General features: G+C 61.5%; 23 protein-coding genes. 17 read left to right on the top strand and 6 right to left on the bottom strand.

Going from position 1 to position 21,502, the window contains the following annotated elements:
- Window positions 1–18: 18 nt before the first annotated feature.
- Window positions 19–231 (bottom strand): hypothetical protein, encoded by a 213-nt coding sequence (locus AC1DJO_RS22050; protein ID WP_112389999.1) that lies wholly within the window; start codon window positions 229–231, stop codon window positions 19–21.
- Window positions 232–408: 177 nt separating this feature from the next.
- On the opposite strand from AC1DJO_RS22050, the gene AC1DJO_RS22045 reads away from it, so the two are divergent.
- From AC1DJO_RS22045 to AC1DJO_RS22030, 4 genes are all read left to right on the top strand, one after another.
- A complete protein-coding gene (locus tag AC1DJO_RS22045) occupies window positions 409–1,068 on the top strand; it encodes a DUF1007 family protein (protein ID WP_112390000.1) in 660 nt (219 codons plus the stop codon).
- A gap of 134 nt (window positions 1,069–1,202) precedes the next feature.
- Complete coding sequence (locus tag AC1DJO_RS22040) at window positions 1,203–2,153, top strand: hypothetical protein (protein ID WP_112390001.1); 951 nt, start codon at window positions 1,203–1,205, stop codon at window positions 2,151–2,153.
- Window positions 2,154–2,277: 124 nt separating this feature from the next.
- Window positions 2,278–2,454 carry a hypothetical protein gene (locus AC1DJO_RS22035; protein ID WP_162706067.1) on the top strand — a complete coding sequence of 59 codons (177 nt, stop codon included), beginning with the start codon at window positions 2,278–2,280 and terminating at the stop codon, window positions 2,452–2,454.
- Between the two features lie 200 nt (window positions 2,455–2,654).
- Entirely contained in the window at window positions 2,655–2,924 is a 270-nt protein-coding gene (locus AC1DJO_RS22030) for a hypothetical protein (protein WP_112390002.1), read from the top strand.
- A 25-nt stretch (window positions 2,925–2,949) separates the two neighbouring features.
- Here the strand turns inward: AC1DJO_RS22030 and AC1DJO_RS22025 are convergent, their stop codons facing one another.
- Together AC1DJO_RS22025 and AC1DJO_RS22020 are read right to left on the bottom strand one after the other, a co-directional pair.
- Window positions 2,950–3,300, bottom strand: a complete 351-nt coding sequence (locus AC1DJO_RS22025) for a hypothetical protein (RefSeq protein WP_112539102.1) — start codon at window positions 3,298–3,300, stop codon at window positions 2,950–2,952.
- Window positions 3,290–3,502, bottom strand: a complete 213-nt coding sequence (locus AC1DJO_RS22020; RefSeq protein WP_112390004.1) for a hypothetical protein — start codon at window positions 3,500–3,502, stop codon at window positions 3,290–3,292. The genes AC1DJO_RS22025 and AC1DJO_RS22020 overlap by 11 nt, the downstream gene beginning before the upstream one ends.
- Before the next feature lie 271 nt (window positions 3,503–3,773).
- Between AC1DJO_RS22020 and AC1DJO_RS22015 the strand changes: the two genes are divergently transcribed.
- The 4 genes from AC1DJO_RS22015 (at window position 3,774) to AC1DJO_RS22000 (ending at window position 7,380) form a co-directional block, all read left to right on the top strand.
- Entirely contained in the window at window positions 3,774–4,388 is a 615-nt protein-coding gene (locus AC1DJO_RS22015; protein WP_112390087.1) for an HAD-IA family hydrolase, read from the top strand.
- Window positions 4,389–4,484: 96 nt separating this feature from the next.
- A complete protein-coding gene (locus AC1DJO_RS22010; RefSeq protein WP_162698767.1) occupies window positions 4,485–4,793 on the top strand; it encodes a BA14K family protein in 309 nt (102 codons plus the stop codon).
- 181 nt (window positions 4,794–4,974) lie between these two features.
- Entirely contained in the window at window positions 4,975–5,823 is an 849-nt protein-coding gene (gene cysE / locus AC1DJO_RS22005; protein WP_112390006.1) for a serine O-acetyltransferase, read from the top strand.
- A gap of 342 nt (window positions 5,824–6,165) precedes the next feature.
- A complete protein-coding gene (locus AC1DJO_RS22000) occupies window positions 6,166–7,380 on the top strand; it encodes an SfnB family sulfur acquisition oxidoreductase (RefSeq protein WP_112390007.1) in 1,215 nt (404 codons plus the stop codon).
- Between the two features lie 62 nt (window positions 7,381–7,442).
- Here AC1DJO_RS22000 and AC1DJO_RS21995 read toward each other — a convergent pair whose 3' ends face one another.
- Window positions 7,443–8,651: an acyl-CoA dehydrogenase family protein gene (locus AC1DJO_RS21995; protein WP_112390008.1), complete on the bottom strand. Its 1,209-nt coding sequence runs from the start codon at window positions 8,649–8,651 to the stop codon at window positions 7,443–7,445.
- Window positions 8,652–8,726: 75 nt separating this feature from the next.
- On the bottom strand, window positions 8,727–9,773 hold the full coding sequence (locus AC1DJO_RS21990; protein WP_112539101.1) for a substrate-binding domain-containing protein: 1,047 nt from the start codon (window positions 9,771–9,773) through the stop codon (window positions 8,727–8,729).
- 231 nt (window positions 9,774–10,004) lie between these two features.
- Here AC1DJO_RS21990 and AC1DJO_RS21985 point away from each other — a divergent pair, with 231 nt between their 5' ends.
- The 7 genes from AC1DJO_RS21985 to AC1DJO_RS21955 all read left to right on the top strand — a co-directional run bounded on the left by AC1DJO_RS21985 (window position 10,005) and on the right by AC1DJO_RS21955 (window position 18,675).
- A complete protein-coding gene (locus AC1DJO_RS21985; protein ID WP_112390010.1) occupies window positions 10,005–11,477 on the top strand; it encodes a sugar ABC transporter ATP-binding protein in 1,473 nt (490 codons plus the stop codon).
- Window positions 11,474–12,532, top strand: coding sequence for an ABC transporter permease (locus tag AC1DJO_RS21980; RefSeq protein WP_112390011.1), 1,059 nt, complete (start codon window positions 11,474–11,476; stop codon window positions 12,530–12,532). The genes AC1DJO_RS21985 and AC1DJO_RS21980 overlap by 4 nt, the downstream gene beginning before the upstream one ends.
- A gap of 116 nt (window positions 12,533–12,648) precedes the next feature.
- Window positions 12,649–13,659: a sugar ABC transporter substrate-binding protein gene (locus AC1DJO_RS21975; protein ID WP_477831555.1), complete on the top strand. Its 1,011-nt coding sequence runs from the start codon at window positions 12,649–12,651 to the stop codon at window positions 13,657–13,659.
- 62 nt (window positions 13,660–13,721) lie between these two features.
- Window positions 13,722–15,272: a sugar ABC transporter ATP-binding protein gene (locus AC1DJO_RS21970; RefSeq protein ID WP_112390013.1), complete on the top strand. Its 1,551-nt coding sequence runs from the start codon at window positions 13,722–13,724 to the stop codon at window positions 15,270–15,272.
- Window positions 15,262–16,278, top strand: a complete 1,017-nt coding sequence (locus AC1DJO_RS21965; protein ID WP_112390014.1) for an ABC transporter permease — start codon at window positions 15,262–15,264, stop codon at window positions 16,276–16,278. Before AC1DJO_RS21970 ends, AC1DJO_RS21965 begins: the two co-directional genes overlap by 11 nt.
- 1 nt (window position 16,279) lies before the next feature.
- The gene (locus tag AC1DJO_RS21960; protein WP_112390015.1) at window positions 16,280–17,257 is read left to right on the top strand and encodes an ABC transporter permease; all 978 of its coding nucleotides are present in this window, start codon (window positions 16,280–16,282) and stop codon (window positions 17,255–17,257) included.
- A 32-nt stretch (window positions 17,258–17,289) separates the two neighbouring features.
- Complete coding sequence (locus AC1DJO_RS21955) at window positions 17,290–18,675, top strand: LLM class flavin-dependent oxidoreductase (protein ID WP_112446062.1); 1,386 nt, start codon at window positions 17,290–17,292, stop codon at window positions 18,673–18,675.
- 93 nt (window positions 18,676–18,768) lie between these two features.
- On the opposite strand, the gene AC1DJO_RS21950 is transcribed toward AC1DJO_RS21955, so the two are convergent.
- Window positions 18,769–19,197 carry a MarR family winged helix-turn-helix transcriptional regulator gene (locus AC1DJO_RS21950; RefSeq protein WP_112390017.1) on the bottom strand — a complete coding sequence of 143 codons (429 nt, stop codon included), beginning with the start codon at window positions 19,195–19,197 and terminating at the stop codon, window positions 18,769–18,771.
- Window positions 19,198–19,476: 279 nt separating this feature from the next.
- Between AC1DJO_RS21950 and AC1DJO_RS21945 the strand changes: the two genes are divergently transcribed.
- Window positions 19,477–20,310: an alpha/beta fold hydrolase gene (locus AC1DJO_RS21945; RefSeq protein ID WP_310301395.1), complete on the top strand. Its 834-nt coding sequence runs from the start codon at window positions 19,477–19,479 to the stop codon at window positions 20,308–20,310.
- A gap of 236 nt (window positions 20,311–20,546) precedes the next feature.
- Window positions 20,547–21,440 (top strand): glutathione-dependent disulfide-bond oxidoreductase, encoded by an 894-nt coding sequence (yghU, locus tag AC1DJO_RS21940; RefSeq protein WP_112390018.1) that lies wholly within the window; start codon window positions 20,547–20,549, stop codon window positions 21,438–21,440.
- Window positions 21,441–21,502 lie beyond the last annotated feature (62 nt).

Below are 21,502 nucleotides of genomic sequence, written 5' to 3'. Positions count from 1 at the left end.
GCCGTACAGCCGCCCTCATCAAACCTGCGTGTTCTTGGAGATCAGCCACTCGCCGTTTTCATCCATCTCGACGCGCTTGTTGCCGCGATAGAAAATCGGCCTCCCGGTCTTCTTGTCCATGGAAAAGCGGCTGGGGGTGTATTTCTGCTTCTCGCCGCCTTCGATCGCCAGCGCCAGCGCTTCCTTGAACTTTCCGCCCTTGCACAGTGAAAGGAATTTGTTTTCGTCCATGATAGCACCTGATTGAGCCGGCTGAATGATATAGGGCGCCTCATTACCAAGACTCATGGCAATGGAACAGTGTTTCCTGAAGCGCGTCCGCAATCCGTTAGCGTGGCGAGAAAAAACGGACCGTTATCGGGATCGGTTCAACTTAAATCGGGCACAATCTCCGCGCAGTCACGTCCTATGAGCTCCCGATCGTTTCGACGCCGAATTGCTGCTGCAACCCTGCTTTTCATGGGCGGGGTGCCGACGGGCGCGCTTGCCCATCCACACATCTTCGTCGATGCCAAGTTCGAAGCAGTAGCGGGCGCCGATGGCAGCCTCGGCGAATTGCGCGATACCTGGCGCTTCGACGAGGTCTTCTCGTCCTCGGTGTTGCTGGATTTCGACAAGAACGGCAATTCGAAGCTTGAACCTGCCGAACTGACGGCTGTCGCAAAGACGGTGCGCAAGTCACTGGCGCAATACGACTATTACACCAAGATTACCATCAACGGCAAAGCCATCAAGCTTGCCGAGCCCGATGTGATGCACGCGGCCTATGAGGACGGATCGCTGATCCTGTCGTTCACGCAGAAGCCCGTGGAGCGGACACCGCTGAAGGGACTGATGGTATTCGGCGTTTACGATCCGTCGCTCTACACGGCGCTCGATTTCGGAAGCGATGCGGATCTGAAAACATCCGGCGACGGTTTCAACCGCTGCACGCGAAAGGTCGTCCGGCCGGATTCAAAGCAGATTCTGGCCGAAAACCAGGCAATGCTGACCACGCTGTTCTTCAACGATCCGATGGGCAGCGACTACTCTCAGATCGTCGCGACAAGACTGGAAGTGCGGTGTTAAGACTTCTTCAACGCTGATGGATGAGCGTGGGTCAGATCTATCAAACCGTTCGGCGGCCGAATGCGCCGAGAGACTATCCGGGAGAATGCGCCGTGCCTAAAAGATCCCTGCTCCTTGGCTTTGCGAGCCTGCTCATGTCGGCCACGACGGCAGTACAGGCATCCGGGGCCGACGGGCGTCTGCCGATCCCGGACTGGCTCATGACCTATGTCGGCGAGGCCAATGGCCAGATCGCCCTGCCGGTGCTGGAACGGGCACGCCGCCTCTATCTCTCAAAAGTCGCCGAAGGCAAGGTTCGAAACGAGTGCTATTTCGCCATGGACGCGACCCGGCCGAATGACCCGGGTGACCTGTCGGATGGCCGGTTTTATGTGATCTGCGAGGCCGACAGATCGTTTCGCGTCATTTCCGCAGGACATGGCGGTGGCCGCAACCTCCAGGGCGTGGCAAACTTTTCCAACGGCCGGGAATGCGCCAAAAACTTTGGCAACGCCCTCGATTCCAATCTGACCGCCGGCGGCGCCTATCTGACCAGCGAGATCAAGACTTCCTTTAAGGGCTATTACCGCACGAGTGCCGATCGCGAAGCCGCCTTCATCCGCTCCTTCGTGCAGTTCGACGGCATCGGAGAGACGGCCAATGCAAGGCAACGCGCCATCGGCGGCCATGCGGCGGCCCTCGTCTCGGGGATCTGCATGCAGAAGAAGCCTGAGAGCACCTATGCGAACAGCACCGGCTATGTTCCGCTCGGAAAGCTCGTCACCTATGCAGGCGGGCGGAGCGACGGATGCACCAGCTGGTCGCCATCGGACGCGCCGAAGGTGCTTTCGATGATCGATGGCAATCCGACGACGCTCTATATCTACCCGGAATCCAAGGATATCAAAGCGGTCGCGCAGTCCGTCGCCGGTGGACGCGCGCTGGCGCCGAATGGCCCCTACTGGAACGCCTCCTGCCTCAAGGCGATCGGCACGCCGGCGTTCTGGCCAAAGGAAAAACTCGAGCCGGTCATCGCCCAGTACAAGGCGGACCATCCCCCTCAGCCGGCGCGGCCGGTGCCGATGTGCGAAGGCAACGTGAACTGACGGTGGGGGGAGGCCCTCAGGCTCCCGCCACCATGTCACGCCGGCGTCACGCGACTATTCAAGCGTTTGGTGATTAAGTTAGCCCTCAAGCTTTTGATCCTCCTTGTTCCGCGTGAGGCAGCAGATGGCAAACAGACGCGCAAATACAGTCCGGGTTCCCCGGGCGACCTTCCGGCAACGGGCCAAGGCGCCCGTCAAGAACGTTCCGCCGACGAAACGTCCTGAGACCGAGGACGAGATGGAGGTACTCTACGATCTGCTGGACTATCTGGCAGATGATGAGGATGCGCTGGCCGCCTAACGCCAGCGTATCGGGAAGACGGACGGACATAGCTGATCGATTCGCCCGAACGGCAGCGCTGATCGCCCCTGCATCCCGGCTTGCATATCCCCGGTAGCCGCCAGGCTCCGTCCGGCCGCTCAGCGAAGACCTTTGGTGGTGTCACGCTGGCGTCACGGGCCATAGTGATAGGACGTTGCTCCTTATTGAAGGAGCACACTGTGAATCGCTTTTTAGTCTATCTTCCCGAACTTCAGGACTGGGTGAAAGTGTTGCCCCAGCTCAAGGCCCTCGGCACAGCCGAGACCGACAGGGCCCATATCGTCACGCTCGTCAGCGATGCCGAAACGGATGCCGTCGATGCCAAATTGAAGGCGGTGCGGGTGTTTTACGTTCTCATCAAGGCCGAAGGTGATATCGGCTACAATGTCAGGGATGCACTGGCAGCGACCGTCCTGACCATCAATCCTGAATCCCGCGGCGGGCATTGAGCCCGCTGCCGTAGCGGTGGATCCCTTATCTGCGAAGAAGCGCGAGCGCCGATCGCGCCACGCCCACGATGGCTTCCAGCAACTCGCTTTCGCTCGACTGGATCATGCCCAGCGAAAGGGCCGCCTCTTCGAAGGCGGCAGAGGCGCCCGGATCGCGATCGTCTATCCAGCTGGAAAGCACCGTCGCCAATTCCCCGATCCTGACCAGCTCGTTGCGCTTGGCGATATCGGTCATCTCAGGCAATGACACGGCAAGGCGCTCCAGCTGGGTAATGAAAGCCGTGGTCTTCGCCGGCAGTTCGGCTGCTTGTATCTGCTGCGCTTCGGCCCGAATGCGCGCAAGCGAGGTGCGGAGCACCGCGGCGTCAGCTCGCATGTCCGGCTCCATCCAGGCTTTCGCGGGCGAGATTGTCGTTTGACGAACTGATGCCCATGCAGTCTTCGATCATCGCGCGCAGCATGGCGAACCGGAGTTCGAGGGCCGTCACTTCGACCGATTTCGCAAGGCCGGAAAGCTCCGACGCGAACTGGTCGAGCTCGCGCAGAAGCGATTGAACGTCGAATGTCAGATAGCTCATCACGTTCCTATTCTTGAGGCGACTCGGGATCGAGTTTCAGGAAACACTTAACCGGCATTCGGGGTCTGCGAAGGCAGATGCGGCGGTCATGGTGAACCAGCCGTAAATACGCAACGCGGCTGGTTCACTCTGGTGCAGCGGAAGATTCTCCGATCCTGCGCTGTTCAATACACCTTCGGCGGGCGATAAGGTGGAACGCCCGAAACCGATCCTGGAGGGTCTGCACGTGCCTCTCGACAGCAAAAGATGCTTTTCCGGTTTTCTCTTCGATATGGACGGAACCATCCTCAGCTCGACGGCTGCCGCCGAAAGGGTCTGGGGTGCCTGGGCCGAACGTCACGGGCTGGATCCCGTCGAATTCTTGCCGACCATGCACGGCAAGCGGGGCGTCGACACGATCCGGCAATTGAATCTTCCGGGGGTCGATCCCGAGGTTGAGGCCGCAAAGATCACTCAGGCCGAAATCGAGGATGTCGATGGTATCGTCGCCATTCCGGGCGCTGCTGAATTTCTGGCGGCGCTGCCGCCGCAACGCTGGGCGATCGTTACCTCGTCCACGAAGGCGCTGGCGATCCGCAGGCTGGAAGCCGCCGGGCTGCCTGTCCCGCAGCAGATCGTGACCGGCGATGACGTGACCTCCGGAAAACCCGATCCGCAATGCTATCTTCTTGGCGCCAGGAAGCTCGGCGTGCCGCCGGAAAGCTGCCTCGTGTTCGAAGATGTCGAAGCCGGGGTGAAGGCTGGAGAGGCTGCCGGAGCCGAAGTCATGGTGATCACCGCCGCCGGCCACAAGGCGCTGTTTCCAGATCATCCCTCGATCGGGGACTATACCGGCGTGTTCCCGCTGATTTCCGAAGACGGCAAGATCTCGGTCGTCGAAAAGTAACATCCCTGCCCGGCCCCGTTTGCCTGCCCAGCAGCACTTCCGGAACAAAAACGCTGTCTCTCCGTTGATATGCAGATCGACGATTGGAGTTGGCAAATGTCTACGGTGGCGAAATCTCTGGCAGCATACGCGGTAACCGCCGCGATTGTGATGTCCGGCGCATCATCCGCCTTTGCCTTCCGCATTGATCCCCCGGCCGTCGCCGGCAATTCCGAAACCAACGCATCCGTTGCCGCCTATTCCGCCGAAGCCGGTAAGGCGGCGGCAGCTGAAAACTGGCTTTTGTCTCCCGCGGAGATTGCCCACATCAAGTGGTGCGCCAAGAAATTCCCGTCCTACAATCCGACCGACAACACCTACGCCACTGGCAAGGGTGGGCAGGCGGAGTGCCGTTCACCGCGTTAAGCGTGAAGACGCTACCGCCCGCTGTCGACAAGGCGGCGATATCGGGATTGTTTTTTGCGCGCTTCGCACCAATCCGGGAGGAAAATTATCCTCTGGTCTGCAATGAGCGAACTCTATGCGTTCTGTCCCCGGCGCGGCGGCCCTAATCTGAAGTCCTGAGTGGCCGGCTGGAGGAAAAGGCATGGCAGGTCCGCATGCCATGTTGAACGAGCTTTCGAATTTTGCGCCCTTGTCGCTCGCAAGAGCCGAGATCTGGAGCGCGCTGTGCCGGGAGGCAACCGACGCGGCGGCGAAGGACCGGGCGCTCGTACGCCCGATGAATGCGGCGATCCTCTATCATTCCAGTTTTGCCGAGGCGCTTGCAAACCGCATCGCTCACAAACTTGCCGATCACGATCTGGATCAGCACGAACTTCTGGCCGCGGTCGCGCAAGCCTTCGTCTCGAAGCCGGATATCATCGAGCAAGCTGTTGCCGACCTGATCGCCGTGCGCGAGCGCGATCCATCAAATGCCGAGATCCTGACACCATTTCTGTATTTCAAGGGTTTCGCCGCCCTGCAGGCGCATCGCGTCGCCCACTGGCTTTGGCACGAGAAGCGGTTGCATATGGCAAGGCATCTGCAGAGCCGGGTTTCGGAAATTTTCGGCGTCGATATCCACCCGGCAGCACAGATGGGCAAGAGCATCATGCTCGACCACGGCAGTGGGCTGGTTATCGGCGAGACCGCCGTGGTGGAAGATGAGGTTTCCATTCTCCAGAACGTCACGCTCGGCGGAACCGGCAAGCAGGATGGCGATCGGCATCCGAAAGTCCGAAGGGGTGCCTTGATCGGCGCGGGTGCCAAGATTCTCGGCAATATCGAGATCGGGATGGGTGCAAAGGTCGGCGCAGGCAGCGTCGTCATCGCATCCGTCGCTCCCTATACATCCGTTGCCGGTGTCCCCGCACGCGTGGTCGGCAAGCCCCATTCCGGCCTGCCCGGCGTCACGATGGACCAGAGCCTTTCCGAACCGGATTACGTGATCTGACGGCGCTTCGTTAGCCAAAGGCCAGAAACAGCGAGGCCACGGTTCCGGCGCAGAGCAGCAGGACGATCGTCTTTTCCGTCTTTGCGCCCATCATATCCGTCATGGCCTCCAAAGCGCCCGGCTAGAACACCACCGGTCCCGTCTTGTCTCGACCGGCGCCAGCCTGCAATCGATAGAGACTATGCTGCAACCAAGCTGGCGTGGAGAAATGGAGTTCTATTCTCCATAATTTTTATGGAATTTATATTGTTGTGAGGCCGTGTGCTTTGGTGCCTAGATGCGCGGGACAATCAACCCCGGCCACCACGCTCGGTGCTACGGCTTATTCCACAGGAAGCGACCATGAACGCGCCCTTTTCACCTCCCGCAGCCAGACCTGCCGCGCACCGCATTGCGACGGAAGACGAGGCCATCCGGACCGCCCGTGAGCTTGCAGAGCGCTTCGCGCAAACTGCGTCGCAGCGGGATGCCGAAAGGATATTGCCCTTCGAAGAGCTCGACCGGCTTTCTTCTTCCGGTCTTTTGACAATTACCGTGCCGAAAGACTTCGGCGGTCTTGGCATTTCCAACGCGGCGCTTGCCGAGATCACCGCCATCATTTCGGAAGCAGACGGTTCGCTCGGCCAGATCCCCCAGAACCATTTCTACATTCTGGAGGCGCTGCGGACCGACGGCAGCGAAGACCAGAAGAAAACCTTCTTCGCCGAAGCCCTGGCCGGGCGCCGGTTCGGCAACGCGCTGTCCGAACGCGGCACCAAGACGGTTGGACATTATGAGACCCGCATAACCGGTGATGGCAGCGGCTACCGGATCAATGGCACGAAATACTATTCGACCGGCGTGATCTTTGCGGACTGGATCACCGTGTTCGCACTGGATGAGGAGGATCATCTGGTGATGGCCTTTCTGCCCAAGGGAACCGAGGGTATCGAAATCGTCGATGACTGGGATGGGTTCGGCCAGCGCACCACGGGCAGCGGCACCACAATCCTGAACAACGTCTTCGTCGAGCGCGGCGCGGTCGTATCGCATCACCGGGGCTTCGAGCGGCCCTCGACCATCGGCTCCGTCGGGCAGATCATTCACGCCGGCGTCGATCTCGGCATCGCCCGGGCGGCGTTCAGGGAGATGGTCGATTTCGTCACGCACAAGGCGCGGCCCTGGATGAACAGCGGCGCCGAGCGCGCCAGCGACGATCCGCTGACGATCGCCAAGGCCGGCCAGATCGCTATCAGGCTGGAAGCCGCCAGCGCGCTTCTCGAACGTGCCGGGCGCAAGGTCGATGCCGCGCAGGCCGACACAAGCGAAGAGAAGGTCGTCGAGGCGAGCCTCGCTGTCGCAGCGGCAAAAGTGCTGACCACGGAGATCGCGCTTGAAGCAAGCACGACGCTGTTCGAACTGGCAGGAACGGGTTCGGTGAAGACCGGGCTGAATCTCGACCGGCACTGGCGCAACGCCCGCACCCACACGCTTCATGACCCCGTCCGCTGGAAATATCACGTCGTCGGCAATTACCATCTGAACGGCGTCATTCCACCGAAGAACGGCGCGCTCTGACGAATAAAACGAAACCCCTCCGCGCGGCCGCGAAGGGGTTTCTTGTTTTCACAACAATGACCTCAGCTATAGAGGCTGACGTCGGGTATTCGGCCGTTCAGCACGAACTCTCCGACTTCCTTGGCCTTATAGAACACCGGGTCGTGCAACGTGTGCGTTCGCACATTGCGCCAGAAGCGGTCGAAACGGTATTTTTCCGCCGTCGCGCGGGCGCCCATCAGCTCGAAGACCCGCGAGGTGACATCCAGCGACACATGGGTCGCATGCACCTTGGCGGCATAGGCTTCGGCGGCAGCCTCGCCGCGCTCGCGCGCCGTCACCGCATGCCCCTTCGCCAGCCCCTCCTGCACCACCGCGGCTGCGACATCGGCAAGTGCTGCCGATGCCTTGACCGCCGCTGTGAGCTCGCCGACCCTTTCAAGAATATAGGGATCGTCGGCAGCGCGGGCCGCATTCGACGTCACCCAGGGGCGGGTCGTCGTGCGGACATAGTCGACGGCAGCGTTCAGCGCGCCCTCTGCCGTTCCCAGATAGAAATTGACGAAGACCAGCTGGATCAGCGGCGTGTTGAAGGTCGAGAGCACCGGCGGAGCCTCATCTGCCGGCGCGGGTGCGGCGACGAAATCGTCTTCATAGACGGGGAAATCATGAAACTCGACGCTGCCGCTGTCGGAAAGACGCTGGCCGAAATTGTCCCAGTCGTCATTCGCCTTGTATCCCGGCCGGTTCGTCGGCACCGCAAAACCGGCGATCTTGTCGTCAAGCGCGGCATTGGCATTGATATAGTCGGACACGTGCGCTGCCGTGGAGAAGGACTTGCGACCGTTCAGCACATAGCCGTTGCCGCGCCGCGTCAGCACGAGGCCTGGGTCGCGCGGATTGACCGCTGCACCCCAATAGAGGCTCTTTGCCACTGTCTCGGAACTCAGTGCCTGCGCCCGGGCCTCATCGAATGCCCAGTTGATATATTGGCTATTGACGTAGTGATAGCCGAGCAGCTGGCCGACGGAGCTTTCGCCGCGTGCAAGAATACGCACCAGCCGCAAACCGTCCACCCAATCGAGCCCGCCTCCGCCGGTCTTGACATCGTGGAGTGCGTTCAGGAGGCCGGCGTTCTTCAGCTTGACGATCTCGCCGATCGGCGGACGGCCGTCGCGGTCAAGTTCGCCTGCGCGGGCGGAAAGATCGGCCGAGATCTCCTCCGCACGGGTAAAAAGGTCCTCGCGCGTCGTGCTGCGGTTGGCCGCAAAGACGACATTGGACTGGCTCATGATGAAAACTCCGGTTCTATGAAATTGGAGCCGGCGGGGCCTCGTAGTCCCCGCCGGGAGATCGAGAATGTCAGCCTAGAAAAGCTTGGCCGGGATCCAGTTCGCGGTCACCGCATCGCTGGCGCTGAATTCCGGGATCTTCTGGGCGAGGTCCTCGATCGTCTTGACACCGGCGGCGCGCAGGCCCTCCTGCGTCAGGAGCACAGGCTTGACGGTGATCTGGTGGGGAACGTCCTGCCCGGCGATCTGCAGGGCTGCAGCGCGAACCGATACGGCACCGACGACGGCCGGATTGGTCGCAACCGTTGCGACCCACGGGCTGCCCTCTTCGGTGATTTCCTGGATGTCGGCGGTCGAAACGTCGGCCGAATAGATCTTCAGCTTGCCGGAGATGCCGAGGTCACCGGCCGCAAGCTTCACGCCGCGGGCGAACTCATCATAGGGTGCGAAGACGACATTGATGTCGGGATTGGCGGTCAGCGCCGCCTTTGCCTGGTCGGCCGTCGAGGTCGCCGTTGTGTCGCTGACATTGCCGAACCGGGCCTTCTCGGTGACGCCTGAATTCTCGGCCTTGAACTTGTCCCAAACCTCGTTGCGGCGGTCGAGCGGCGCGAAGCCCGCGACGTAGACATAGCCCGCCTTGAAGCTGGTGCCGTTGTCCTTGACTGCCTGTTTCAGGGCAAGTTGGGCAAGCTCATGGTCGCTTTGTTCGACCTGCGGGATCTTTGGGTTGTTGAGATTGACGTCGAAGGCAACGACCTTGATGCCCTTGTCCACTGCCTGCTGGACGACGTCGCTCAGCGATTCCGGCAAGCCGTGATCGACGACGATACCGGCCACGCCGAGATTGATCGCCTGCAGAATCTGCTCGCGCTGCTGGGCTGCGTCCTGCCTCCCCGGGAAGACGCGAAGATCGATATCGAGTGCCTTCGCCTGCGCCTCGGCACCGGCCTGATAGGCCTGGAAGAAATCGCCAGCGGAGATGTAGCTGATCAGCGCCACCTTGACCCCGCCCTTGTCGAAGGGAGCCGGGGCGCCGCTCAGGCCACCGGCAAAGGCTGCGGAGGAGAGAGATGCGGAGAGGGCGGCTGCAGAAAAAGCAAGCCGTGCAAGAGATTTCATCGTCGCGGTCCTTGTGATCGATGGCAGGCACCGTCTGACGGGCAGAACGATCCCGGCGGCGCATGAAATTATTAGATATAAACTCTATGTTTTTAGTAGATTAAATCATCCGATTTTCGGAGCCCCGGGAGATTCTTTGTTTCGCAACACAGCCCGCACGGGCAATCGCTTGCCTGGAACGGGACGCCCCCGGCGGTCCAATATGCCGGCCCGAAAGCCCGGATATGATTGATGCCGCTTCTTCACGTCGAAAACATCACCCACAGATTTGGATCCACAGTCGCGCTCGCCGACGCGAGCCTGTCGATCGAGCGCGGCGAGATCATTGCGCTGATGGGCGCCAATGGCGCGGGCAAATCGACCCTGGTGAAAATCCTCTCCGGCGTATTTCCTGCAGACAGCGGCCTGATTGAACTGAACGGCCGGCCGTTCGCCCCGAAGACGCCATCGGAAGCGGCGCGAGCCGGGGTGGTGACCGTGCATCAATCGACCGATCTCGCCGGAGCGGCCGGGCTGACGGTCGCAGATACCCTGCTTCTGAACCGTTTCGCCGAGGGCTCGGCGCCGTTCTTCATCTCGCGGCGGAGCGTGCGCAGGCAGGCGCGCGCCATTCTCGATACTGCCGGCTTCGACCTCCCGCTCGACCGGGACTTCGCCGATCTCAGCACCGCCGACCGTCAGCTTGCCGCTATCGCACGCGCGCTTGCAAACAATGCCGAACTGCTGATCCTCGACGAGCCGACCGCAAGTCTTTCGGGAGACGAAAGCCAGCGCCTGTTCGATGTCCTGCGCGGCTTGCGCGCAAAGGGTCTGGCGATCCTCTATATCTCTCATAGAACCGCCGACCTGAGGGCGATTGCCGACCGCGCCGTCATCATGCGCGGCGGGCGGGTCGTCGAGGGTTTCTCGCAGCCGATCGACTTCTCCCGTGCGCTTGAGACCATGATCGGCCGCAAGCTCGAACTGGCACGGCCCGCGGCGCGAGACGCTGTTGGCCCAGCCGTTCTGGCGATGCGCGATATCAGGCTGCTGCCGTCGAGCGTACCGTTCGATCTCGAGATCGCCGAAGGCGAGGTCGTGGCTCTTACCGGCGTGCTCGGCGCCGGCAAGAGCCGGCTTCTGTCGGCGATCTTCGGCGCGGCCTCCTTTGCAGGCGGCACAATGGAGCTCGATGGCAAAGCCTATCACCCGAGGTCACCGGCGGATGGGATTGCGGCAGGCGTTGCGATGGCGGGTGAAGACCGGCATCGCGCGTCTCTCATGCCTGCCGCCTGGCCGGGAAACTCGCTGGCCGCCACCATCAGTCTTCCCCATCTGAAGAAATGGTATCCGTTCGGCCTGATCGCGGGCGGGCGCGAAGCGCGGGAAGCGACGCTCGCCATTTCCCGGATCGGCATCAAGGCTGCCGGTCCCTTTGCCTCGGTCTGGACCCTTTCCGGCGGCAACCAGCAAAAGGCGGTTCTTGCCCGCTGGGAGGCCGAGCCGAGCCGGCTGCTGCTGCTCGACGAGCCCTTCCAGGGCGTCGATGTCGGCGCACGGCACGACATCATCAAGGCGATCCGCTCGCGCAGGGACCGCGCCACTTTGATTGCCACATCGGATCCGGAAGAAGCTCTCGAGGTGGCCGATCGCATTGTGACGATCGACAGCCATACACTCCTTCCGGTCAGTGAAACCCTCACCACGCATGGACCAATGATATGACCAGCATCGACGATGACGCCTTTGCAACGCAGAGCAAGGAGCGTGCGCGGCAAAGTATTGCCGGCCGTGCCACGGCGCTTGGCCGCTCGCTGCGAGCCGGTGCCGTCTTCATCTTGCTTGGCCTGATGGTGATCGGCTTCGGCATCGCCGAACCGGCCTTTGTGAACGTCGCCAATCTGATGAGCATCCTCCAAGCCGTCTCGGTCGTCGCGATTCTCGGCGCGGGCGTTACGGTGACGCTGGCCGTCGGCGGCTTCGACCTCTCGATCGGCGCCATCGCCGCCTCCAGCGTCATGGCGGCAAGCTACGCGATGATCGTCTGGCAGCTCGATGCCTTCATCACCGTGCCGCTGGTGCTGGCATTTGGGGCAACGGTCGGGCTGATCAACGCCTTGCTGATCGTCAGATTGCGGGTGCCTGATCTCCTGGCGACGCTCGCCATGATGTTTCTGCTGTCTGGCCTGCAGCTTATTCCGACTGCTGGCCGCTCGATTTCTCCCGGGCTCATCCTGCCCGACGGATCGAAGGCATCGGGCGCCTTCGATCCGGCATTCCTGATGATCGGCCGATACAGCCTTTTCGCCACATTGCCTGTCTCGGTCGTGCTGATGGCAGCCGTAGCCGTCACATTATACGTGCTGACCGAACACACGCGCATAGGCCGCCTGCTTTTTGCCACCGGTGGCAATGAACTGGCGACGCGGCTTGCCGGTGCTTCAACGATACGGCTGAAGACGCTTGCCTACGTCATATCGGGAGCACTCGCCGCATTGGGCGGCATCGTCATTGCCGCACGTGTCGGGCGCGGCGATGTTTCATCAGGCGGTTCATTGCTGATGGATGCCGTTGCCGCGTCGCTGATCGGCTTTGCCGTTCTTAACCTGCGCCGGCCGAATGTGCTTGGAACCATTGCGGGTGCCGTCTTCGTCGGCGTCCTGCTCAACGGGCTGACGATGCTCAATGCGCCCTACTATACGCAGGACTTCGTCAAGGGCGCCGTGCTGGTCGGCGCACTGGCTTTGACCTTCGGCTTGGGCCGCAATGCTGATCGCTAACGGCCCTGCCCGGCCCGCCAAATTTTCGCCAACACTCTGAACTTTTGGAATAACGTACCTCCTTTGTCGTTTCTTTCCATATATTTTGTAGACTATTGAAATTGAGGGATATGAGCATGACTAAGGAAATTGGGGACGGCCTTGGACGCCGTGAAATCTTGAAGTTTGCAGCGGTCGCAGGAGCGACCTTTGCAGGTACCAGCCTGCTGACGGCGCCGGTAGCGCGCGCCGATGATGCAGCGCTCTCGCTGAAGGGCAAGCGGGTCGCCATCAGCGCGACGGGCACCGACCACTACTTCGATCTGCAGGTCTACAATGCCCAGATCGAAGAGGTGAAGCGTCTCGGCGGCGAGCCGATCGCCGTCGACGCCGGCCGCAACGACGGCAAGCTGATCGCCCAGCTGCAGACGCTTGTTGCTCAGAAGCCAGACGCGCTCGTGCAGATCCTGGGGACGTTGAGCGTCATCGATCCGTGGCTTAAGAAGGCGCGCGATGCCGGGATCCCCGTCCTGACCGTCGATGTCGGCTCGACGAATTCGCTGAACAACACGACTTCGGATAACTGGGGTATCGGCAAAGACCTGGCGCTGCAGCTGGTTTCTGATATCGGCGGCGAAGGCAATATCGTCGTCTTCAACGGCTTCTACGGCGTGACGCCCTGCGCCATCCGCTACGACCAGCTCGTCAACGTCGTCAAGTATTTCCCGAAGGTAAAGATCATCCAGCCCGAACTGCGGGACGTCATCCCCAACACCGTGCAGGACGCCTTCACGCAGATCACCGCGATTCTGAACAAGTATCCGGAGAAGGGCTCGATCAAGGCCGTCTGGTCTGCCTGGGATATCCCGCAGCTTGGCGCCACCCAGGCGATCGCAGCCGCCGGACGCAATGAAATCCGCACCTACGGTGTCGATGGCAGCCCCGAGGTTCTGCAGCTCGTTGCCGATCCGAAGTCGCCCGCCGGCGCCGACGCGGCGCAGCAACCGGCCGAGATCGGCCGCGTCGCCATTCGCAACGTCGCCAAGCTGTTGTCGGGCCAGACGCTGCCGCGCGAAAGCTATGTCCCGGCGCTGCTCGCCAACAAGGAGAATGTCTCCGACATCATCAAGAAGCTCGGCATCGGCTGATCTTGAGGCGGACCCTTTCGATTGCGGGAGGGTCCGCGCTCCGAATTCTGGAACAATCCAACATGAGTGCATCCGCAGTGGCGCCCACAGCTGAAACCGGCGATATCATCATTCGCTTCGACCGGGTCGTGAAACGCTTCGGCGGTGCGCAGGCGCTGGCCGGAACATCGCTCGCCGTCCGGCGCGGCACGGTACACGGCCTTGTCGGCCAGAACGGGGCCGGAAAATCGACGCTGATCAAGCTCCTTGCCGGCTTCCACGTGCCGGACGGCGGTTCGATCGAGGTCGATGGCAAGCCATACGAGAGGCTGACGCCGCATCTCTGCGACGAACTCGGCATCCATTTCATCCACCAGGACCGGCTGCTGGTTCCAACCTTCACGGTCGGCGAGGCGTTGTTTCTCGGTCACGAGAGGCGCATCGCGCGAACTCCGTTTCTCAATCGCCGGGCGATGCAGAAGCGCGCCGAGGAACTGCTTGCGAATTATTTCGGCATCAATCTGCCAAGAAATGCGCTGATCAGCCAGTTATCGACGGCCGAACGGCAGATCGTGCAGATCACGCGGGCGCTGCTCCACAAGCCGAAGGTTCTCGTCTTCGATGAGCCGACTGCTGCCCTCATCCGGCGCGAAGCTGATATCCTCTTCCGGCTGATCCGCCGCCTTCGCGACGAAGGTGTGACCGTCATCTACATCTCCCACTATCTGAACGAGATCGAAGACCTCTGCGATCATGTGACGGTGCTGCGCAACGGGCTCAGCGTCGCCTCCCTACCGATTAGTGAGGCACCTGCCACGACGATCGCAGGCTTGATGATCGAACGCGATATCGGCGAGATGTTCCCCAAGCGCAAGGTCGAAGTCGGAGACGCAATTCTGGACGTTCGAGGCCTGTCGGCGCCCGGCCGCTTCGACAATGTCAGCTTCACCCTGCGCCGCGGCGAGGTGCTCGGCATCACCGGGCTTCTCGGCTCCGGCGCCAAGGATCTCATCCGGTCGCTCTTCGGCCTCCAGCGCGCCGCAGACGGCACGATCAAGACGGGCAGACGGACCATCGACCCGAAGAGCCCTTCGGCAGCGGTCGAGAGCCATATCGCGCTCGTTCCCGAGGACCGGCGCGGAAACGGCGTCAGCCTCGACCTCAGCGTCACAGAAAACATCACGCTTCCGAGCCTGTCGCGCTACAGCCGCTTCGGTTTCCTCAAGCTGGCCGGCGAGCGGCGCGACACGGATGACCTGATCCGGCGCCTGCAGATCAAGACGGTCGGCGGGAATGCGCTGGTACGCACCCTGTCGGGCGGAAACCAACAGAAGGTAGCGATCGCAAAATGGCTGAGCCGCCATTCCGAAGTCTATCTGCTCGACGAGCCGACAGTCGGTGTGGACATCGGCTCGAAGGTCGAGATCTACACGCTGATCGGCGAGCTTGCGGCGCGCGGCGCGGGCGTCATCGTGCTGTCTTCCGACCTGCCCGAGCTCGTCGGCATCACCGATCGCATTCTGGTGTTCTTCCGCGGACGGCTGATCCGTGAACTCGCCTCAGCAGAAACCACAACCGATGAAGTGCTCGCGATCTCGACGGGCGCTTCGGAAGGATTGCATCATGTCGGCTGATATCCAGCTCGCTCCCTCCCCGGATTATCTCGCCGATGTACCGCGCACCGGCGGCACCTCGGCGGCGGCGATCCTCCGTTTCGGCTCGCTGCTCGTCTTCGCAGTCATACTGGCCGCATTTGCACTCACCGCACCTTATTTCCTCTCTGTCGGCAATATTGGCAATGTGCTCGGCCAATCGGCAATTTCGGGGATATTGGCAATCGGCCTGACGGTGGTGCTGATCGCCGGCGGCTCCAATGTCGTCACCGGCGGCATCGACCTTTCTCTTGCCGCCAATATGGGCCTCAGCGCCGCAGTCTACGCGACATTGATCCAGCTGGGTTTCAGCGACCCGGCTGCTGCCGGCGCAGCACTGTTGACCGGCCTTTCGATTGGTGCGGTCAACGCAGCCGCGGTGGTGCTCGCAGGCATCGTGCCGCTGCTCGCGACACTCGCCGTGATGAATATAGCCGCCGGTCTGGAGCTCGTGCTGACGCAAAATACCGTCGTTCCGGCATCGACCGATTTCCTGACGGCGATCTCCTCGTCAGACAGCTTCGGCATCCCGTTCCTTGCCTATATCTTGCTCGGGTTTGCCGCCCTTGCCGGGGCGATCATCCAATACACGCCGGCTGGCCTGCGGCTCTATGCAGTCGGCGAGTTTCCGGATGCTGCGCGGGCCGCCGGCTTGCCGGTCAAGCGCCTGCTCGCAGGCGCCTTCATTGCCAGCGGGTTGTGCGGCGGGGTGGCAGGCATTCTCTCGGTCTCCTATCTCAGCGGCAGCACTACCGGTTCCGGCGAAGCGCTGCTCCCCGTCGTCGTCATCGCACTTCTCGGCTCGGTGTTCTCGCGCCGTCTGGTTCCAACAATTCCGGGCACATTGATCTCGGCGCTGTTCGTTGGCTTCCTGACTAACGGCTTCCAGCTTCTCAACCTCCCGAGCACACTGGTCAGCGGCGTCCAGGGTCTTCTCATCCTCATCGTGGTCTCGGCCACAACCCTGCTGCGCAAACGGGAGGCTTGATATGTCCGGCTTGAAACTCGCCGAAGGGTCGATCGCTAACCTTGCCCGCTATGGACTGATCGCGGCTCTGGTTGGGGTCTTCGCGCTGTTCTCGATCCTCGCGCCGGCATTTCTGACCGTCGGCAACTTGCAGAGCATCCTGGTCAATAACTTCACGCTGCTGGCGATCGTCTCGATCGCCATGACATTCGCCGTCACGGCCGGAGGTATAGATCTTTCGGTCGGCACGGCGGTCGATTTCGCAAGCTTCGCCTTCGTCTCCCTCGTGCTCGCTGGCGAGCCTGTGTCGCTGGCCGCCCTTGCCGGGCTCGCCGCGGGCGCACTCGTCGGCGCTGTGAATGCGGTACTGGTTTCCGTCATCGGCGTGGCACCTTTCCTCGCCACACTCGGCACTCTGTTCATCGGCCGCAGCATCCAGCAGCTGCTGACCAACGGCGGCAATCCGGTCTATCTTCCGCCATCAGGGATCCCTGATGCGTTCCGGTTTCTCGGGCACGGGACGATCGCCAGCGTACCGGTGCCGCTGGTGATCGCCGCAGCTGTCATCGCCGCATCGGCCGCGATCCTGGCCTGGACGCGTTTCGGACGCGTAGTGCTGTCGATCGGCATCCAGCCAAGCGTGGTTCGCTATTCCGGGATCAACCTTGGCATACCCGTCGGTGCGACCTTCATCCTGGCAGGCGTGATCGCCGCGATCGCCGGCCTTGTGCTGACGGCGACGGTCACCGTCTACATCCCCTCCTCGGGCAATGCCTTTCTTCTGAATGCCATCGGCGCAACCTTCATCGGCACGACACTTTCGCCGCTCGGCCGCCCCAACATTCCCGGCACCGTCCTTGGCGTCTTGCTTCTCAGCGTCGTCGCCAACGGCCTGCTCCTGACCGGCCTCAATTTCTACTGGCAGCAGGTCGCGACAGGAACGCTGATCTTTGCGGTGCTGGCCTTCAGCTTCATCAACCGGAAAACCGCCGCGGCCTGACATCGATCGGCCGCCGCTTCAGGAACAATCGTATGACACGTGAAATCAGGCTGAACGCCTTCGATATGAATTGCGTCGGACATCAGTCGCCAGGTCTCTGGCGGCATCCACGCGACAAATCCGCCAACTACAAGGATCTCGATTACTGGGTGCATCTGGCAAAGACCCTGGAGCGCGGCAAATTCGACGGGTTGTTCATTGCTGATGTGCTCGGCGTCTACGACGTGCTGAACGGCAATGTCGATGCAGCCCTTCGCCATTCCGCACAGGTTCCGGTCAACGATCCGCTGCAGATCATTCCAACCATGGCCTACGCCACCGAGCATCTGGGTTTCGGCCTGACGGCCTCGCTGTCGTTCGAGCACCCCTATACGTTCGCCCGCCGGATCTCGACACTGGACCACCTGACGAAGGGCCGGGTCGGATGGAACATCGTCACCTCCTATCTTAACAGCGGCGCGCTGAATATCGGCCAGCCGGCGCAGACGAACCACGACGACCGTTATGATCTCGCCGATGAATATCTCGACGTCTGCTACAAGCTTTGGGAGGGGAGCTGGGAAGATGACGCCGTGGTGCGCGACCGGGATGCCGGCATTTTCACCCATCCTGAAAAGGTCCATCCGATCAATCATGCCGGCAAGCATTTCACGGTGCCCGGAATCCATCTTAGCGAACCATCGCCGCAGCGCACGCCGGTTCTCTACCAGGCGGGTGCCTCCAGCCGCGGCAAGGACTTTGCCGGTGCACACGCGGAATGCATCTTCGTTGCTGCCCCCTCCAAGCCTGTCCTGAAGCGCTATGTCGCGAATGTCCGCGAGGCGGCCGAACGCGCCGGACGCAATCCGCGCGAGATTCTCGCCTTCAACCTGCAGACCGTGATCCTCGGCGAGACAGACGCGGAGGCACAACGCAAGTTCAACGAATACCGGAAGTATGCCTCGCTCGAAGGCGCCCTTACCCTGATCTCGGGATGGACCGGCATCGATTTCGGCCAGTTCGGCCCGGACGAAGTTCTGCGCCATCGCCATACGAACGCGGTGCAGTCAGCAGTCGAGACCTTCACCACCATCGATCCGAACAAGGAGTGGACAGTGCGCGAGATGGCCGACTGGGTCGGCATCGGCGGGTTCGGTCCGGTCTTCGTCGGCTCGCCATCGACGGTCGCCGACCTGATGCAGGAATGGGTCGAGGATACCGACGTCGACGGTTTCAACCTCGCCTACGCGGTGACCCCCGAGAGCTTCGAGGATGCCGTCGATCTTCTCGTCCCCGAGCTTCAGCGGCGCGGCGTCTACAAGACCGATTACCGCAAGGGCACGCTTCGCGAAAAGCTGGGGGGCCAGGGGCCGACGCTCGTGGCCCCGCATCCGGGCGCAACCTACCGGCGGACCGGCGCGCGGCTGGCGGCGGAGTAGCGCCGGCTACCGTGACGACAAACAATTGTCGAGACTCGCTTGGGCTGCCTCGCATTGCGTAGGCGGCTCAAGCCCCAGCTGTTCTCGATGCCGCTATTCTTCGCTCGTCAGCGCGGCGCGAAGCCGCTTGACGTCCTCGTTCAGCGCTCCAATGCCTTCCATCGATAGGCCTGAACGGGCCAGCAGCGTCTCGCCGAGACAATTGCTCTGCTGCAGCAGAGCCTTTCCGGCATCCGTCAACCAGACATGGACTTGCCGTTCGTCTTCCTTGCTGCGCCGCCGCGCGACAAGGCCAGCCTGCTCCATCCGCTTGACCGGTGGCGTGACGGTGCTCGATTCCAGCGACAGCCGCTCGGCGATGGCGCCGATCGTCATGCCGTCATCCTCGCCCAGTGCATTCAGCACCAGGTACTGGGGATAGGTGATGCCCATCGCGTCGAGCATCGGCTTGTAGGTGCGGTTGATGGCGATGCTGGTGGCATAGAGCGAAAAGCAAAGCTGGTTATCGAGAGGCAGTGGCATAGGCAATCTCCAGTCGTCCTCGCTCCATATACCGCAAAAAATATTATCGCGATAATTATTTCTCTGGACAAGCGCGGAGTGAGGCGTTAGCTTTTGTTTATCGCGATAATAAATATTGCGAAACATATAATACGGAGATCCGAGATGAGCCAGTTTGACATTCAAGCAACCCGCCGCGGCGTGATGGCCGCCGGACTGGGCCTCGCCGCCGCGGCCGCCATTCCGCTTGCCCAAAACGCAGAAGCCAAGACCAAGCAATCGCCAAAGGAGAACAGTACGATGAGCAGCAATACCTTCATCACCAAGGACGGCACGCAGATCTTCTACAAGGACTGGGGCAAGGGCCAGCCGGTCGTCTTCCACCATGGATGGCCGCTGAGTGCAGACGACTGGGATGCCCAGATGCTGTTCTTCCTCGACAAGGGCTACCGTGTCATCGCCCATGACCGCCGGGGTCACGGCCGCTCCAGCCAGACGGCAACCGGCAACGATATGGACACCTATGCATCCGACGTCGCCGAACTCGCCAAGCATCTCGATCTGAAGGATGCCATCCATGTCGGCCATTCGACGGGTGGCGGTGAGGTTGCGCGCTATGTCGCCAAGCATGGCGGTGGCGGCCGCGTTGCCAAGGCGGCGCTGCTCGGCGCCGTTCCTCCGATCATGCTGAAATCGGACAAGAACCCGGGCGGCCTGCCGATCGAGGTGTTCGACGGCTTCCGCGCCGCGCTGGTCGCCAACCGCGCGCAGTTCTTCCACGATATTCCTGCCGGTCCCTTCTATGGCTTCAACCGGCCGGGCGCGAAGGTTTCCGAAGGGGTCATCGACAATTGGTGGCGCCAGGGCATGATGGGCGGCGCCAAGGCCCATTACGATTGCATTAAGGCATTCTCCGAGACCGACTTCACCGACGACCTCAAGACGATCGACGTACCCGTCCTTGTCATGCATGGCGACGACGATCAGATCGTACCGATCGCCGATTCCGCCTTGCTTTCGGCGAAGCTTCTGAAGAAGGGCGAGCTGAAGGTCTACAAGGGATTGCCGCACGGCATGGCAACCACCCATGCCGACGTTATCAACGCCGACCTCCTGGCTTTCTTCAAGGCCTGAGTTTCAGATGAAAACCGATGTGCCCGCCCTGCGGGCACATCTTCCGTCGCGCGAATGGTGCCGCTGCATGGTCTCCCAGGCAGGGCTGCACGGACGCCCTTCCCTCTCCTGTTCTCTTCGCCAGCGCCCATTTGCCGCTTTGCAGCAATATCCGTCGTTAAGCAGTTGAAAGCGTGACATTTGTCGTTAGGTTCTTAAGCCGAACCAGAATGCGCCGATTGAAAAGGACCGATAAAATGGCAGAGAAGAACCCCGCCGACAATTTTCCGGCAGGATACGAAGTCCCCAAGGTGTGGACCTGGGACAAGGGCAATGGAGGCCAGTTCGCCAATATCAACCGGCCGATTGCCGGGCCAACCCATGACAAGGTTCTACCGGTCGGCAAGCATCCGCTGCAGCTCTATTCGCTCGCCACGCCGAACGGCGTCAAAGTCACCATCATGCTTGAGGAATTGCTGGCGCTCGGCCACCAAGGCGCGGAATACGATGCCTGGCTGATCAGGATCGGTGACGGCGACCAGTTCGGCTCCGGCTTTGTCGACGTCAATCCGAACTCGAAAATCCCTGCTCTTTTCGACCATTCGACCCCCGAGCCGACCCGGGTATTCGAAAGCGGATCGATCCTGCTCTATCTGGCGAAGAAGTTCGGCGCCTTCCTTCCGGCAGATCACAAGGCCCAGACGGAGACCATGAACTGGCTCTTCTGGCAGATGGCCTCCGCGCCCTATCTCGGCGGCGGCTTCGGTCACTTCTATGCCTATGCACCGATCCACATCAAATATGCCATCGACCGCTTCTCGATGGAGGTCAAACGCCAGCTTGATGTGCTCGACCGCCAGCTCGCCGAAAACAAATACATGGCTGGCGACGAATATTCGATCGCCGACATCGCGATCTGGCCGTGGTACGGCAATCTTGCGCAGGGCAAGGCCTATGGCGAGGCCGGCGAGTTCCTCGACGTCGCAAGCTACAAGCATCTGCAGCGCTGGACGCAGGAGATCGCCGAACGCCCCGCCGTCAAGCGCGGCCGGATGGTCAACCGCGTCCATGGCGACCCGTCCGAACAGCTGCACGAGCGGCACGATGCCTCGGACTTCGAGACCAAGACCCAGGACAAGATCGCCAAGTAAACGGACGCTAGCCGCCGCAGCCCTGAAACGGGCATGCGGCGGCCGGCCAAACGTCTCGACGC

This window comes from Rhizobium sp. 05N430 (genome assembly GCF_056396985.1).
This window is presented reverse-complemented; position numbering and strand designations above follow the sequence as displayed.